The sequence below is a fragment of the Alkalihalobacillus sp. CinArs1 genome (assembly GCF_947387515.1).
GTDB lineage: Bacteria > Bacillota > Bacilli > Bacillales > Guptibacillaceae > Guptibacillus.
This window is the reverse complement of sequence record NZ_CANDOB010000001.1, coordinates 448,788-462,686: the sequence shown is the minus strand read 5'-3', so window position 1 is coordinate 462,686 and position 13,899 is coordinate 448,788. Positions and strand designations below refer to the sequence as shown.

The following is a 13,899-nucleotide window of genomic DNA, read 5'->3' as shown; positions in this document are numbered from 1 at the left end:
ATAATATTTTTATTTTTAGGAGGTGAGCCAGTGGATTATTTGTTGGCTTTAGTTGGGGGAGGCTTGCTTTTACTACTTTTGATGGTTACACCACTTGGAATCACTCGTACGCAACGATACGTTGTTGCGGGAATGGGCTCGCTATTAAGCCTACTTTTACTTGTGTTTAAATCGATTTATCCACTTCCAATTGCAATATTACTAGTTATTCTTGTAGCGATGGTCATCATGTATGGCTTATGGAAGAAAGCGCATCATCTGTTGATCTCTTCAGGTGGAAATAAAGAAGTATTAGAAGACTACTATAGCCGCTTGGATGTAGTAGAAGAGAAAGATTCTGATACAGAGCCAGTAAACGGTGAGTCAGAAGTTGTCGATAAACAAAGTGATGACCTTTTTCTAGAAGAAATAGATTTTGCTACATCTGAAGACCCTGAGGAATTAGAAGGTGCTGAATCAGAGCATGTACTAGAAGAGAGTGAATTATTAGAGGAAGAAAGCTTAGATCGCTCTAATATTGTGGATCGTGAATTAGAATTAGAAACTGATGCATGGCAGGACTTTGAAGCAGAAGAAAGTTTTGCGGAGGAAGAGGCACGCTCTGCAGACAAAGAACCATTGAAAGACATAGAAGATGAATCACATGTACTTATGGATGGTGAAGAAGTAGAAAACGACGAGGATGAAGAAGAGATTGAAGGGATCGATTTCTCTCTTAGACTCGAATCAACATTAGACATTGAGGAGAATGAGTCGACAACTGAAAGGTTGCAAGGTGAATCAGAAGAGGAAGCTTCCGGTGATTATTCTGAAGTTTCAGATAGAGCACCTCTCTTCGAATTTGATACAAAGGAAGAGCATGTTGGAGAAGATGATAACGTGCAAGACTCTCCGGTCGATGACTTTCAAGAGACATTAAATACAGAGACGTTTGAAGGCGATGAAGAGCCTTTAGACGAAGCAATTGAACATGTTCATGCTGAAGAAGAAAGCATTCTAGACTACGAGGATTCAGTAAATGGTTTTGAAGAAGCTGATACTGTGGCTGAAGTGGCCGAAGACCCTTCTGAAGAAATTGCTGGGCAAATCGTAACAATATTACGAGAGCAAGCGAGATTTCTAAAAGACAGCGGAAACAAAGAGGGCTATATCGATGTAACGGAACAGCTTCTAAGTTCACATTTAACAGATGATATCTATTTTGCTGTCGCGGCAGAATATAGAGATTTTCTTATTGAAGAAAACGAATGGATGAAACTAAATAAGCTTTTAGATGATATGAAGCAACGATGTGAATACCCACTCTTGCTTGAAGAAATCAATTACTTACAATCGTTATACAAACAAAAATGAAACAGGTGTGTGATGAAGGATGAAGAAAAGCAATCAAATCGTAGGACTCCCAATCATTAGTATCGAAAGTGGCTCGGAAATCGGGCATGTTAAATCTCTCGTCGTAAATGCGGCTGATAAATCAATCGATTTCTTAACAGTTGACCACCCAGACTGGGACGTTAGTGTTAAAGCTGTACCTTTCCGCAAAGTGATTGGAGTTGGAGAGTACGCAGTTATGATCGAAGAAGAGAAGTCGATTTTTGATCTGTCTGAAATACCGATCGCAAACGAACTAGTTAAGAAAAAAATCAGTATTATTGGAACGAAGATCATCAATAGGAAGGGTCAGTTCCACGGCGAAGTTAGCGAGTATTTGTTAGATGACAATACAGGGAGAATCGTGAGTCTTCAGTTCAATTCAAACGATTCAGAACAGTTTTTGTCAACAGAGCACGTGATTACGTTAGGAAAAGATCTTGTGATCGTTGCAGAAGAGGCGATCGATCATATTGTGAAAGAGCCTGAAGAACTACTCGACGGGAAGAAGACGGACCCACCTGAGGATCATTCAGCGCAACCTAAAGAAGAGCTTCCAAGAGAGAAGGAACAGCTACCTACTGCTGAAGACAACGGCTTTAAAGAAAAGCAAATCGCAATTCTTGAAGGAAAGAAGCTGCTGAAAGATATCTATACTCCTTCAGGTGAACTCTTGTTTGAAGAAGGCAGCATTCTTTCGAGAGGGGAAATTGAAAAAGCGCAGGAAACAGGTGTAGGTGTTGTGGTGGAAATGTCGATGCATGTATCAGGATAGAGGGGCGAAGTAAATGAGTTCTGAAACAAAGAAGGGTTTGATAAAAACTGCCGGTCTAATCGTCTTTTCAACTCTATTTGTTACGTCATTTTCATTGTTAGGCTCGTATACGTATGACGCAGCCTTAGGAGAAGGTACGTTACCACCGAACGCATTGATCGGTAGTGTGTCAGTATCAGGACTAGAACCACAAGAAGCAAGTGCAAAATTGACCGAATTGACAGAGGATTGGAAAGCATCTCAATTACTCTCTTTACGCTATGACGACCAATCAGTTTCACTTACAGGAGATATTTGGGATTTTCAAATCGATCAGACCGTACAAGAGGTTGCTCAAACGGAATCTAGTGATGTACCCCTTTATGTCTCTATCAATCAAGAGTTGCTACAATCCAAGATGGAAGAGCTTGCAGTAGATCCCGCGAATTTTAGTATGGAACTGCTGACGGAAGTGCTGATTGGCTATGCATCTACACTTGAAAGTGATGACATTCCGATCGATCTATCGAACTTTTATTCAGTAACGAGTGAGGTTGAGGAAATTTTCCGAAGTGAGGTTAAAGGCACATCTGAATTAATTCTTGTTCCAAATATCGTTGAAGAAATTGGCTCAGTGACGATAAAACCTGAAGAAAACTTTTCGGTACAACAAGTGTTAGCGAATGTAGGTGTGACGAATAAAGCAACTGAAAGTCTTAACCTGTTTGCTTCAGCAATTTTTGAAGTTATCCTTCATACGAATTTTGAAGTGCTAGAAAGGCATACGACTCTCGACATTCCTACCTACGGGAAACCAGGCATGAATGCGGCTGTGAATGTATCGAATCGAGATTTTGTTTTTTATAACCCTAATCCAACAAGCTACACGCTTCGGTTCGATTGGGAAACAGATACGCTGATCGCAACATTAACTGGTCCTACGTTTCCACTGCAGTTTAGACCAAAAGTGGAAGAAGACATTCTATCACCTGATACGATCATTCAATACTCTGCTTCTTTAAGTGGCAATAATAAAACGATCGTTGAAGAAGGAGAAGATGGTCTCTTAATTAAAACGTATCGAGAAACGCTTGATCAAGATGATCGCGTTATCAAATCAGAAAAGATACTAGAAGATTTTTATCCTCCTGTCCATCGAGTTGAGAACAGAGCATATCCTGAACCTCCTACGCCTTCTGGCACTGACCCTTCTGATAGTGGAGATCAGGACGGAAGTGGCGAGCCTAGTAATGGGGAGCCGAACGGTGAACCGAGTAGTGGAAATGATGGTGGAAGTGATAGCGGTTCAGAGTCATCGGATACCAATGGTTCATCAGGAGAAAATAGTGGAGAGGAGGATGAAGAAAAAGGTGAAGTAATTAAGGGATTAGAATACAAGAGGGAGGGAGATTGATGAGACAAACAAAGAAAAGACTAGGTGATCTCCTTGTTGATTCCCGCTTCATCACGAGAGAGAAGGTCGAAGAGGTTCTCTCTCAAAAGCCTAAAGGTATGAAACTAGGTGACGCACTCATTGAACAGGGAATCCTTACGGAGCAGCAGCTCATCGAGGTGCTCGAGTTTCAACTTGGCGTCCCACACGTGAGTTTATACAATTATCCGATCGAAGCAAATGTGATCGATATCGTTCCAAAGGATATCGTTAAGAAATATAACCTTATCCCACTAAAAATTGAAGACGATAAACTGTATGTGGCGATGACTGATCCGATGGATTTCTTCGCGGTAGACGATCTTAGACTTTCTACAGGCTTTTTGATCGAGCGAACGATCGCAACAAAAGACGATATCAACCGAGCGATAAGCAAATATTATGAGATCGATGACTCGATGGATGAATTGTTGAGTGATTTGCCTCGAGCTGAACGAGAAGAAGATCAAATAACTGACGAAGATTCTCCAGTCGTACGTCTAGTAAATCAAATCATCCAGTTCGCAGTACAAAATAGAGCAAGCGATATTCACTTCGATCCACAGGAAACAAAATTGCTCATTCGCTATCGAGTGGATGGTCACCTCCGAACCGAAAGAAGCCTTCCAAAGCATATGCAAAATGTTCTTACTGCCAGGGTAAAGATTATTGCAAACCTCAACATTACGGAATCAAGAGTGCCACAGGACGGTCGTATCAAAATCAACATCAACCATAAACCAATCGACCTCCGTGTATCCACATTGCCAACCGTTTATGGAGAAAAGATCGTTCTACGTGTTCTTGATATGAGTAGTACGTTAAATCAATTGGGGAAGCTAGATTTTCATCCGATTAACGAAAAGCGGTTTCGAAAGATGATCGAGCAACCAAATGGCATTATCTTAATCACAGGCCCTACTGGTTCAGGTAAATCATCGACACTATATGCAACGTTAAACCATTTGAATCAGGAAGAGACGAACATCATCACTGTGGAAGATCCGGTCGAATATCGGTTAGAAGGAATTAATCAGGTTCAAGTGAACGGTGCCATTGGGCTGACGTTTGCTAAAGGACTGAGGTCGATCTTGAGGCAAGACCCTGACATCGTGATGGTGGGGGAAATTAGAGATGCTGAAACGGCTGAAATCTCCGTTCGAGCATCGCTTACTGGTCACCTCGTCTTGAGCACGCTTCATACGAACGATTCGATCGCAACGATTGCAAGATTGATCGATATGGGTGTCGAGCCGTTCCTTGTAGCTGCTTCTCTCTCTGGAATCGTTTCACAGCGTCTCGTTCGACGTGTATGTAAAGACTGTCTTGAACGTGAAGCAGCAACTGAGCGAGAGAAAGAGATATTCAGAAAAAGAGGCATCACAATCTCAGAAATATCCCGTGGACAGGGCTGCGGAAACTGTAATATGACCGGCTACAAAGGAAGGATCGCTCTTCAAGAGGTGCTCGTGATGGATGATGTCATCCGTAAGAAAATCATGAACAATGAAGACATGAGCAGTATTCGTCAATATGCGATTAAGAAAGGAACAATATTTTTGATCGACGATGGATTATTAAAAGTGAAGCAAGGGTTAACAACAACTGAAGAAATACTACGCGTTGCTTTTAAAGAGTAGGTGATGGTATGAAAGAGCAAATGGATAAGCTATTACGGGCAGCATGTAAGTTAGGGGCCTCCGATGTCCACTTAACGATCGGAGTTCCTCCTATCCTAAGGATTCATGGTGATTTGAAGCGTTATGGAAGTGAACCGCTTGAGCCTAGCACAACTGAAGAGATGGCGAGGCTCTTGATACCAAAAGATCAATGGGCAACGTTTAAAGAAAATGGTGATTTAGATTTTTCTTATAGTTTAAAAGGCGTTTCGAGGTTCAGGATCAATGCTTTCCATCAAAGGACAAGCATCAGTCTCGCCATTCGTGTCGTTCCATCAGTCATTCCTTCTCTAGAGAGCATCCATGCTCCAGAAATTATTAAGAAGCTCTCGCTTAAACCTCAAGGGTTGATCTTAGTAACTGGACCTACAGGGTCAGGGAAGTCAACGACCCTTGCTTCAGCGATTAACTTTTTGAATCACACTGTTCAAAAGCATGTTATCACTCTGGAAGATCCGATCGAATACCTTCATAAGCATCGCAACTGTGTCATTGATCAACGGGAGATCGGGGCTGATGTTAAAAGTTTTGCAAGCGGCCTACGGGCAGCGCTCCGTCAGGACCCTGACGTTGTTCTTGTAGGAGAGCTTCGTGATCTTGAAACAATTCAAACAGCAGTAACAGCTGCAGAAACGGGTCACCTTGTGTTTGGTACGCTTCATACAAGTAACGCTGGCGCAACGGTGGATCGAATCATCGACGTCTTTCCTCCTAGCCAGCAGCCGCAGATTCGCATTCAGCTCGCTTCGGTGCTCGTCGGGATTATCTCTCAACGGTTGTTTCCTACAGTTGATAAAAAATCACGAAGGCCTGCTTTTGAAGTGCTTGTAAACAATCCAGCGATCGCGAACTTGATTCGTGATAGCAAAGTCTATCAAATTCCGAATGTATTACAAACTAGCAAATCGACAGGAATGGTAGAGTTATCGAGTTCGATCAGAACCCTGATCAAAAACGGTGTGATATCAAAAGAAGCTGCTGATCCTTATTTACAGGGGGAATAATGGCAATGAGCCAATTTCAATATGTTGGTAAAACAATGAACGGCAGAGTAAAGAAAGGCAATTTAACAGGAGCATCGAAACGGGACGTCATTCTGCAGCTAAAAGATAAAGGTATTGCTGTGATGGAGATTCAAGAAGTTGAGCCGTCTCTTCTAGCGAAAGACATCACGATAGGCAATCCTGTAAAGCTTAGGGATTTTGTCGTTTATCTGCGTCAGTTCGCAACTTTGCTACGAGCCGGGGTTTCAATCGTAGACTCAACAAGTATACTAGCTCAGCAAACGGAGAGTAAAGCGTTAAAACACGCGCTTCAAGACGTGGAGATCGAGCTCAGGGGAGGAAACCCATTCTCTCAATCTGCAGCAAAACACAAAAAAGTTTTTCCTCCGATGTTCATTAACATGATCTATGCAGGAGAAGTAAGTGGGAGTCTGGATAACGTGCTGGATCGTCTTGCGGTGTATTATGAGAAGCAGCATAAGACGAGGCAGAAGGTTATTTCTGCAATGACATATCCAGTGATTGTTGGTTTGATAGCAGTCGGAGTAGTCATTTTCTTGTTAGCTTCAGTCGTTCCTTCATTTGCGTCTATGTTGAACGATCTAGGAGGAGAATTGCCTGCCATTACTAAAGTAGTACTCGGCGCCAGTGAATTTGTTCAAGTTTTCTGGTGGTTGATAATTTTGGTTATATTGTTAATATTAGGATTTATTTCTATAATTCGTAACAAACCATCTAGTAAGTATTATTTTGATTATGCTATACTTAAAACACCGATATTCGGGAAGATTTTACAGAAAGCGACGATGGCGCAGATGACGCGAACATTAAGCTCGCTATTCTCGAGCTCGGTCCCCATTCTGCAGTCGATCTCGATTGTGGAAAAAGTTGTAGGGAATGAGGTGGTGGTCAGAGTATTGCGTGAATCTAGAACATCGCTTGAACAAGGGAAGCGCTTAACAGAGCCGTTTAAGCAGCACTGGATCTTCCCGCCTCTCGTAACGCAAATGATTGCGATCGGAGAAGAATCAGGTTCACTAGACGCGATGCTTGCCAAAGTAGCAGACTTTTATGAAGATGAGGTAGAAAACGCGACAGATCGGTTGAAAGCATTGATCGAACCTCTGATGATTGTGTTTCTAGCAGCGATCGTAGGTGTGATCGTACTGTCTATCATCGTTCCGATGTTTGAGATCTACAACAATGTGGGGTAGAAGAAGTTTACTAGTTTTAGACATCATTGTTCTTATACATAATTATTATTATTTTTATTTTTAGGGGGAAATTGGATGTTAAAACGCTTTTTAAAAAATGAAAAAGGTTTAACGTTGATCGAGCTTTTAGTTGTTATTGTTATTCTTGGTATTATTGCTGCGATTGCAATTCCAGCGATTGGTTCTTTGATCGATAACTCTAAGACAGATGCTCATATTGCGAATGCTGAGCAAATGGCAAGTGCGGCAAGAATGGCAATTGCTCAAGATGGAGATGGAACGAAGACATTTACTATGGAAACTTTAATTACTAAAGGATATCTAGAAGGAGTTCCTGAGTCTCCTGGAAATATGGGGGCTTACAAACAAAGTGACTCTAAAGTAGTTTATTCTGTAGATTCAACTTCAAATGCCCAAGTTTATACCGTTACATTAGTTGGAGAAACAGGGACATACATTGATAGTGAAGCAGTTTCCGATTTAGATAGAGATAGTGTTACGCTTGAGAGCACAACAAGTACACCATAAATGAGGTTAATAAATTTATCTTGATAACCCTCCCTCGGAGGGTTATCTCCTTATTAGAACCGATTCATTAACAATTAATAAACTATTTCGATAGAGGATGGAACGTATGGGGGTTGTATTACATAGTTATTTATTCATAGTTGGCCTTGTACTGGGGTCATTTTTTAATGTTGTGGGACTAAGGATACCTGAGAAGCGTTCGATCGTTACTCCTCGCTCGTCATGTCCATCTTGTCAGCGCGTGCTCACACCAATCGAGTTAATACCGGTTTTTTCTTATCTTATACAAAAAGGGAGATGCAGAGGCTGTTCAGCTAAGGTTTCTCCACTATATGCCGGTGTTGAACTCACAACGGCATGTCTTTTTACGATCGCACCGCTTCTGGTGGGATGGTCAAAAGAGTTGCTTATCTCATATGGACTCATTTCACTTTTAATCATCATCTTTGTTTCGGATCTCACATACATGCTGATACCAGATAAAGTGCTGCTTTTCTTTGGCGCTTACTTTATTCTGACACGAATTTTTGTACCGATGACGCCATGGTACAGTCCGTTTGTAGGCGCTGCGCTTGGTTTCTGTCTATTGCTCCTCATCGCCATCGTGAGTAAAGGTGGGATGGGAGGTGGAGACATTAAGCTTTTCGCCGTACTTGGACTCGTTTTTGGTTATCAAGATCTGTTGATCGTTTTCTTTTTCTCTACCTTATTTGGGACGATTTTAGGAATTGGAGCTATCGCTACGGGTAAAGCGAAGCGAAAGCAGCCGATTCCGTTCGGTCCGTCGATCGCGCTCGGTGCTCTACTCACATATTTTTACTCAGAAAAAATCATAGATTGGTATATTAGTTTTCTGTAGTGACAGGGGGAAAGATAAATGAACTTTTTGGGATTGAAGCCTCAAACAAAACAAATTAGCCTTGCCCTGAATGATCACGTGATCCGTATGGTTGAGGTCAATAAAGGGGACATGTCACTTCGTACATATCATGAACGGTTCTTACCTGAAGACATTATTAAAAACGGGAAGATCATCGAAAGAGATACGCTAAAAGATATCCTCATAGAATGTGTGGAAGAGTGGGGGATAAAAAAGAAAAAAGTACAGTTCCTCGTTCCTGATACCTATATGGTGCTTCGAAATGAAAAGATTCCGCTTACGGTCTCAGATGATGAAATAAAGGGACACCTTTATTTAGAAATGGGTTCGAGTATCAAACTTCCATTTAGCGAAGCGGTTTTTGATTATGAGCTCGTACGAACAACAGATGAACATAAAGAGATTTTATTGTTTGCCGCTCCAGAGAGTATCGTAACTGACATATCAACTCTATTAGAATCAATATCCCTACGTCCAGAGGCTGCAGATGTGACGGCTTTATCTTTATATCGACTCTATTATCACCATGGACTCATCGATCAGTATGAACCTACCCTCGTTATCCATGCAGGTATTCAGGCGATGAATGTTAGCGTTTTCTATAATCATCAACCTGCATTCATCCGACAAATCTTAATGGATACTCCATACTCGATGTGGGAGGTTCATTCGACTTCAAGAAGATCTGAAAGTTTAAAATGGTCTGGAGAACGAGATGACTTACAGGAAAAAATAGAAGAAAGCATTGCAGAGATCGAGCGGGTCATCAACTTCTACTACTATTCGATGAATCGGAGCGGAAAAACGATACAATCGGTTTTCTTATCAGGCGATTTTCCTGAAATCGATCTTCTTAACTTACGGTTAGAAGAAACGTTAGCGATTCCAGTTAAGGGCGAAACGAAAAGTGAAATCAAAGATGAAGATGGACTCGTGTTGCCGTTGAAATATTATACCGCGATGGGTCTTGCTTTGAAGGGGTGCAGTGATGCTGATCGAGATTAATTTACTCCCTAAGAAAACAAGACGATCTTTTTCTTTCATTTATATTCCTATATCTGTTGCAATGGTGTTACTAATTACCTTTATTATTTTTTTAGTCAACGCGAATCAACTTAACAATGAGCAAGCTGAGCTGGAACAAAAGCTTGAACGTTCGAACGAGCTATTATCTGTCATGCAAGGGAACGATTCTGAAATCGTTAGCTCTGCGGATACGTTACAACAGTATGTTACTTGGCTAGATTCGATTGAGTTTTCTACGGTGAAACTCTTAGATGATCTAGTAGCTAGACTTCCTGAACGTGGATTTTTCATGGAATATGCTTTTGATGGTGATGAAACGGTGACAGTGACCGTTCAATTCGATCAGATGAAGGAAGTTTCTCAATACCTAAATGCTTTGAACGAATCTGTGAATGTTACGTCAGCTAGTGTTCTTACCGTGCAAACGGCTCAGCTAACCGAAGAAACGGAAGAAGACAGCAGAATTTTACCGAGGTACGTAACGGATTATGAAATCGTTATTAACAAAGAAAACCTAAGAGCAGAAGAGGAGGAGACCGATGGATAATCGCACACGTAATCTCTTAACATTAGTCGGTCTACTGATCCTTGTCCTCGGTGTAACAATGTTTTACTTCTATAGTGTGGCCCCTAAAAAGCAGGAAGTGAATAGGTTGGAAAGGCAGGTTGAACAGAACGAGGAACTTATAGAACTTCTTCAGGCGAAAGAAGAACAAAAGGTCGATGCGTTCGACACGACGCTATTACAGCGTAAAGTTCCCGTTAAACCGTTGGTCGATCAATTTATTCTCGACTTGAATCGCGCTGAGCTCGTATCGAAAAGCAGCATCCATCAATTGGACTTCGTTGATGATGTACTGAACACTGAAGAATTTTCGGAGGAAGATGAAGAAGAAGCTGCTGAAGAAAGCACAGAAGAAAATGATATTCCAGAGGAACCAGCTGTAGCTCTTCCAGAAGGTATTCAAGCGGTTGACGTAAGTATGGAGATGACTTCTGACAACTACCCTTCTTTAAGAAAGTTTCTTCTCTCGATCGAAGAATTGCCTCGTATGGCTCTTATTAGCGGATTAACGTTTTCTGGAAGATCTGAGTCGATCCTTCCTGCAGATGAAGAGAACTTAGATGTTGCCTATATCGCGAATGTCGCAACTTTTTACATCCCTACATTAACGGATCTTGCTGAACAAACCCCGTCCATCGATTATCCAGAGCCTTCCGATAAAGATAATCCATTGTATGAAACGGTTGAAGAGGAAGAAGATGAGCAAGAATCTGCTTCAGAATAAAAGGAAGCTGCCGAACTGGCGGCTCTTTTTTATGCTTTGAAACAAATCTAGTAAGTCCTGTTCTAGCAAATCTCCCCATTTCATAGACTATAGTACAAGCCGCTAATGAGGGGGTAACGATATGAAAGATGGTAGAACCATTTCGATTCGTTTTAATGGTGAGAACAAGGATTGCAATCCTGAACTGCATAAAGAAGAAAGCGCAGCTGCTGAGGAGAAGGAATTTGAGTGGATTCTTCCTGAGCGAAGAGATTCGAAGAAGGTGGTCGACTTAAAGAAGCTTCAGCTTCAAAAGAAGAAACCTAGCGGGAAAAAACAAAAGCATATGCTGCCACTACGAAGGAAAAAGAAGAAGCAAAGAATAGTCTCAAAACCAATGGTCATACACAAGAATATCATGATTTCAGTTGCCTCAGCAGTATTTTTAGGTGTGATGTTCGGGTTCATCTTATTGATGGTGTTCTCAGGAAATGAGAATGCTGCACCGGTAAGTGGGAGTACGACAGAGGTTCCTCCCAAAGCGACAAATGTAAATACAGAAGAGCTGTCACTAAATCTTAAAGTTGTTCAGTCAGGCGTTTACAGTACAGAAGAATCTGCGCTAGAATTCCAGCAGAGACTTAAGGATAATGGGTTTCCGGCTGCAATTATTAATAGTGATAACTATTATTTACTGATTGGCGTATCTCAAACGACGGAAGGTCAGAACGCTCTCGCTGGTTATTTTGAGAATAAAGGGGAAGACGTTTACGCAAAAGAATGGAACATCAATGCGGAAGCCGTAAATGTATCAGAGGAAGGTGCTTCTCATTTAAAAGAAGGAAAAGAATTTATTGAACAGTTGGTGGCGATGGATCTAAATGGGTTAACTGATGAAGAGTTAACGGATGAGATGATAAAGAACGCAGAAGGCAGGTTAACCGAATGGAGTGAGAAGACCCCAGACATAGACGGGTGGACAAAAGGAGGAGGAGAGGAGCTAGTCACCTCATTGAACGGTGCTCTTAATGAGATGAAAGCGTACACCTCTAATGAAACGATCTCATCTCTTTGGTTAGCCCAACAGCATTTACTAGATGCACTTGTGTCTTATCAGGAATTGGTTGATAGCCTTAAATAAGCACGTGTTTGCGGAGTAAAGGATTTAAATGTAGGATAAAGGGGTAGCTAGTCATATAAAGTTAACGGTATTGGAAATAAAATGCTTTCTTATGCACATACAATGACGGAAACACACGAAAATTGTAAAGGAACGTCAAATTTTAAATTGTGGAAAGAAAAGGGATTTGATAAGCTGTTATCAAGCCCTTTTCCCACTTGTGAATCATTTACAAAAAAGGGTGGTATATATGAAGCACCTCGTTTTAGCCTCAGGCTCTCCGCGAAGAAAAGAACTTCTTGAGCAAATGAACCTCACTTTTGATATAATCGTAAGTCGTTTTGAAGAGCACATCTCACTTTCTGTTACACCGGCTGAACTCGTAGAACAACTTGCTTATGGTAAAGCGAGTGAAGTGTTTAACAGAACCCAGGATGCAGTGGTATTAGGATCTGATACAGTCGTCACGCTAGATGGTGACGTGTTGGTAAAGCCGGATAACCGCGAGCATGCGAGGCAGATGCTTACGGCTCTTTCAGGCCGTACACACACGGTTTATTCAGGTGTGTCAATCTTATCAGAAGGTCAGCAGTCCAGCTTTTCTGTTGCGACTGACGTTACATTCTGGGAATTAACTGATAGTGAAATCTCTCAGTATCTTGATACAGACGAGCCTTACGATAAAGCGGGAGCTTATGGGATTCAGGGCTTCGGTGCCGCCTTTGTTAAATGCATTCAAGGAGACTACTATAGCGTGGTTGGGCTTCCTATTTCTAGAACGCTGCGTGAACTCGCGGCTTTTGGAATTGTTCAAGAGATTCAGCATAAGTCAGACAGATAGATGAATCCAGGGAGGAAGCGTGTTGTTAAAAACACCACTATTAATTCGTGACTACCCAGAAGACGAACGCCCGAGAGAGCGTCTGATTAAGGGTGGTTCAGAGGTATTATCAAATCAGGAACTCCTTGCTATTGTTCTTAGAACAGGAACGAAGCAGGAGTCCGTCCTTGAATTATCTCATCGCATCATTCAACATTTCGAGGGGTTGCGCCTTTTGAAGGATGCGAGCATTGAGGAATTGACTTCTTTAAACGGTGTAGGACCAGCAAAAGCAGTTCAACTTATGGCTGCAATCGAACTTGGAAGGCGTGTAAGTCGTCTACAGCAAGAGGAACGCTACACAGTGCGCTCACCTGAAGATGGTGCGAACTACGTGATGGAAGATATGCGATTCTTATCACAGGAGCATTTTGTTTGCCTTTATTTAAATACGAAGAACCAAGTTTTACATAGAAAAACAGTCTTCGTTGGCAGCTTGAATGCTTCGATCGTTCATCCGAGGGAAGTGTTTAGAGAAGCGTTTCGTCGATCAGCTGCATCGCTCATCTGTTTTCACAATCATCCGAGCGGTGATCCGACACCTAGTCGTGAAGATATCGAAGTCACGAAAAGGCTAGCTGAATGTGGAAAGATGATCGGCATCGATGTGCTCGATCATATTATTATTGGGGATCAAAAGTTTATTAGTTTAAAAGAAAAAGGGTATGTGTAAAACATCTCATTATGACACGTTTTCCCACTACCGTTTTCAATACTGATGCAGTATAATCATATTTATGAGT

14 protein-coding genes are annotated in these 13,899 nt (G+C 41.6%); all 14 read left to right on the top strand.

What is annotated here, in order from left to right:
• The first annotated feature begins 30 nt into the window (after nucleotides 1-30).
• Nucleotides 31-1,353, top strand: coding sequence for a hypothetical protein (locus PFZ69_RS02600; RefSeq protein ID WP_270179464.1), 1,323 nt, complete (start codon nucleotides 31-33; stop codon nucleotides 1,351-1,353).
• Nucleotides 1,354-1,372: 19 nt separating this feature from the next.
• The gene (locus tag PFZ69_RS02595; protein ID WP_270179463.1) at nucleotides 1,373-2,146 is read left to right on the top strand and encodes a PRC-barrel domain-containing protein; all 774 of its coding nucleotides are present in this window, start codon (nucleotides 1,373-1,375) and stop codon (nucleotides 2,144-2,146) included.
• Between the two features lie 13 nt (nucleotides 2,147-2,159).
• The gene (locus PFZ69_RS02590; RefSeq protein ID WP_270179462.1) at nucleotides 2,160-3,539 is read left to right on the top strand and encodes a VanW family protein; all 1,380 of its coding nucleotides are present in this window, start codon (nucleotides 2,160-2,162) and stop codon (nucleotides 3,537-3,539) included.
• On the top strand, nucleotides 3,539-5,197 hold the full coding sequence (locus PFZ69_RS02585; protein ID WP_270179461.1) for a GspE/PulE family protein: 1,659 nt from the start codon (nucleotides 3,539-3,541) through the stop codon (nucleotides 5,195-5,197). The genes PFZ69_RS02590 and PFZ69_RS02585 overlap by 1 nt, the downstream gene beginning before the upstream one ends.
• 8 nt (nucleotides 5,198-5,205) lie before the next feature.
• Nucleotides 5,206-6,240: a type IV pilus twitching motility protein PilT gene (locus tag PFZ69_RS02580; RefSeq protein ID WP_270179460.1), complete on the top strand. Its 1,035-nt coding sequence runs from the start codon at nucleotides 5,206-5,208 to the stop codon at nucleotides 6,238-6,240.
• Nucleotides 6,241-6,245: 5 nt separating this feature from the next.
• Complete coding sequence (locus PFZ69_RS02575) at nucleotides 6,246-7,454, top strand: type II secretion system F family protein (RefSeq protein WP_270179459.1); 1,209 nt, start codon at nucleotides 6,246-6,248, stop codon at nucleotides 7,452-7,454.
• A 75-nt stretch (nucleotides 7,455-7,529) separates the two neighbouring features.
• Nucleotides 7,530-7,982, top strand: a complete 453-nt coding sequence (locus PFZ69_RS02570) for a prepilin-type N-terminal cleavage/methylation domain-containing protein (protein ID WP_270179458.1) — start codon at nucleotides 7,530-7,532, stop codon at nucleotides 7,980-7,982.
• A 106-nt stretch (nucleotides 7,983-8,088) separates the two neighbouring features.
• Entirely contained in the window at nucleotides 8,089-8,841 is a 753-nt protein-coding gene (locus PFZ69_RS02565; protein ID WP_270179457.1) for a prepilin peptidase, read from the top strand.
• Between the two features lie 18 nt (nucleotides 8,842-8,859).
• Complete coding sequence (gene pilM / locus PFZ69_RS02560) at nucleotides 8,860-9,867, top strand: type IV pilus biogenesis protein PilM (RefSeq protein WP_270179456.1); 1,008 nt, start codon at nucleotides 8,860-8,862, stop codon at nucleotides 9,865-9,867.
• Entirely contained in the window at nucleotides 9,851-10,435 is a 585-nt protein-coding gene (locus PFZ69_RS02555) for a hypothetical protein (protein ID WP_270179455.1), read from the top strand. The genes pilM and PFZ69_RS02555 overlap by 17 nt, the downstream gene beginning before the upstream one ends.
• A complete protein-coding gene (locus tag PFZ69_RS02550; protein ID WP_270179454.1) occupies nucleotides 10,428-11,177 on the top strand; it encodes a hypothetical protein in 750 nt (249 codons plus the stop codon). Before PFZ69_RS02555 ends, PFZ69_RS02550 begins: the two co-directional genes overlap by 8 nt.
• A 121-nt stretch (nucleotides 11,178-11,298) precedes the next feature.
• Nucleotides 11,299-12,297, top strand: coding sequence for a hypothetical protein (locus PFZ69_RS02545; protein ID WP_270179453.1), 999 nt, complete (start codon nucleotides 11,299-11,301; stop codon nucleotides 12,295-12,297).
• A 229-nt stretch (nucleotides 12,298-12,526) separates the two neighbouring features.
• Nucleotides 12,527-13,117, top strand: coding sequence for a Maf family protein (locus tag PFZ69_RS02540; RefSeq protein WP_270179452.1), 591 nt, complete (start codon nucleotides 12,527-12,529; stop codon nucleotides 13,115-13,117).
• Nucleotides 13,118-13,139: 22 nt separating this feature from the next.
• Nucleotides 13,140-13,829: a RadC family protein gene (gene radC, locus PFZ69_RS02535; RefSeq protein WP_270179451.1), complete on the top strand. Its 690-nt coding sequence runs from the start codon at nucleotides 13,140-13,142 to the stop codon at nucleotides 13,827-13,829.
• The last annotated feature ends 70 nt before the right edge of the window (nucleotides 13,830-13,899 follow it).

Coding starts and splice junctions, on each gene's coding strand:
- PFZ69_RS02585 (WP_270179461.1), top strand. CDS start 3,539: ATGAGACAAACAAAGAAAAGACTAGGTGATCTCCTTGTTGATTCCCGC.
- PFZ69_RS02570 (WP_270179458.1), top strand. CDS start 7,530: ATGTTAAAACGCTTTTTAAAAAATGAAAAAGGTTTAACGTTGATCGAG.
- PFZ69_RS02575 (WP_270179459.1), top strand. CDS start 6,246: ATGAGCCAATTTCAATATGTTGGTAAAACAATGAACGGCAGAGTAAAG.
- pilM (WP_270179456.1), top strand. CDS start 8,860: ATGAACTTTTTGGGATTGAAGCCTCAAACAAAACAAATTAGCCTTGCC.
- PFZ69_RS02545 (WP_270179453.1), top strand. CDS start 11,299: ATGAAAGATGGTAGAACCATTTCGATTCGTTTTAATGGTGAGAACAAG.
- PFZ69_RS02590 (WP_270179462.1), top strand. CDS start 2,160: ATGAGTTCTGAAACAAAGAAGGGTTTGATAAAAACTGCCGGTCTAATC.
- PFZ69_RS02550 (WP_270179454.1), top strand. CDS start 10,428: ATGGATAATCGCACACGTAATCTCTTAACATTAGTCGGTCTACTGATC.
- PFZ69_RS02580 (WP_270179460.1), top strand. CDS start 5,206: ATGAAAGAGCAAATGGATAAGCTATTACGGGCAGCATGTAAGTTAGGG.
- PFZ69_RS02595 (WP_270179463.1), top strand. CDS start 1,373: ATGAAGAAAAGCAATCAAATCGTAGGACTCCCAATCATTAGTATCGAA.
- PFZ69_RS02540 (WP_270179452.1), top strand. CDS start 12,527: ATGAAGCACCTCGTTTTAGCCTCAGGCTCTCCGCGAAGAAAAGAACTT.
- PFZ69_RS02565 (WP_270179457.1), top strand. CDS start 8,089: ATGGGGGTTGTATTACATAGTTATTTATTCATAGTTGGCCTTGTACTG.
- PFZ69_RS02555 (WP_270179455.1), top strand. CDS start 9,851: ATGCTGATCGAGATTAATTTACTCCCTAAGAAAACAAGACGATCTTTT.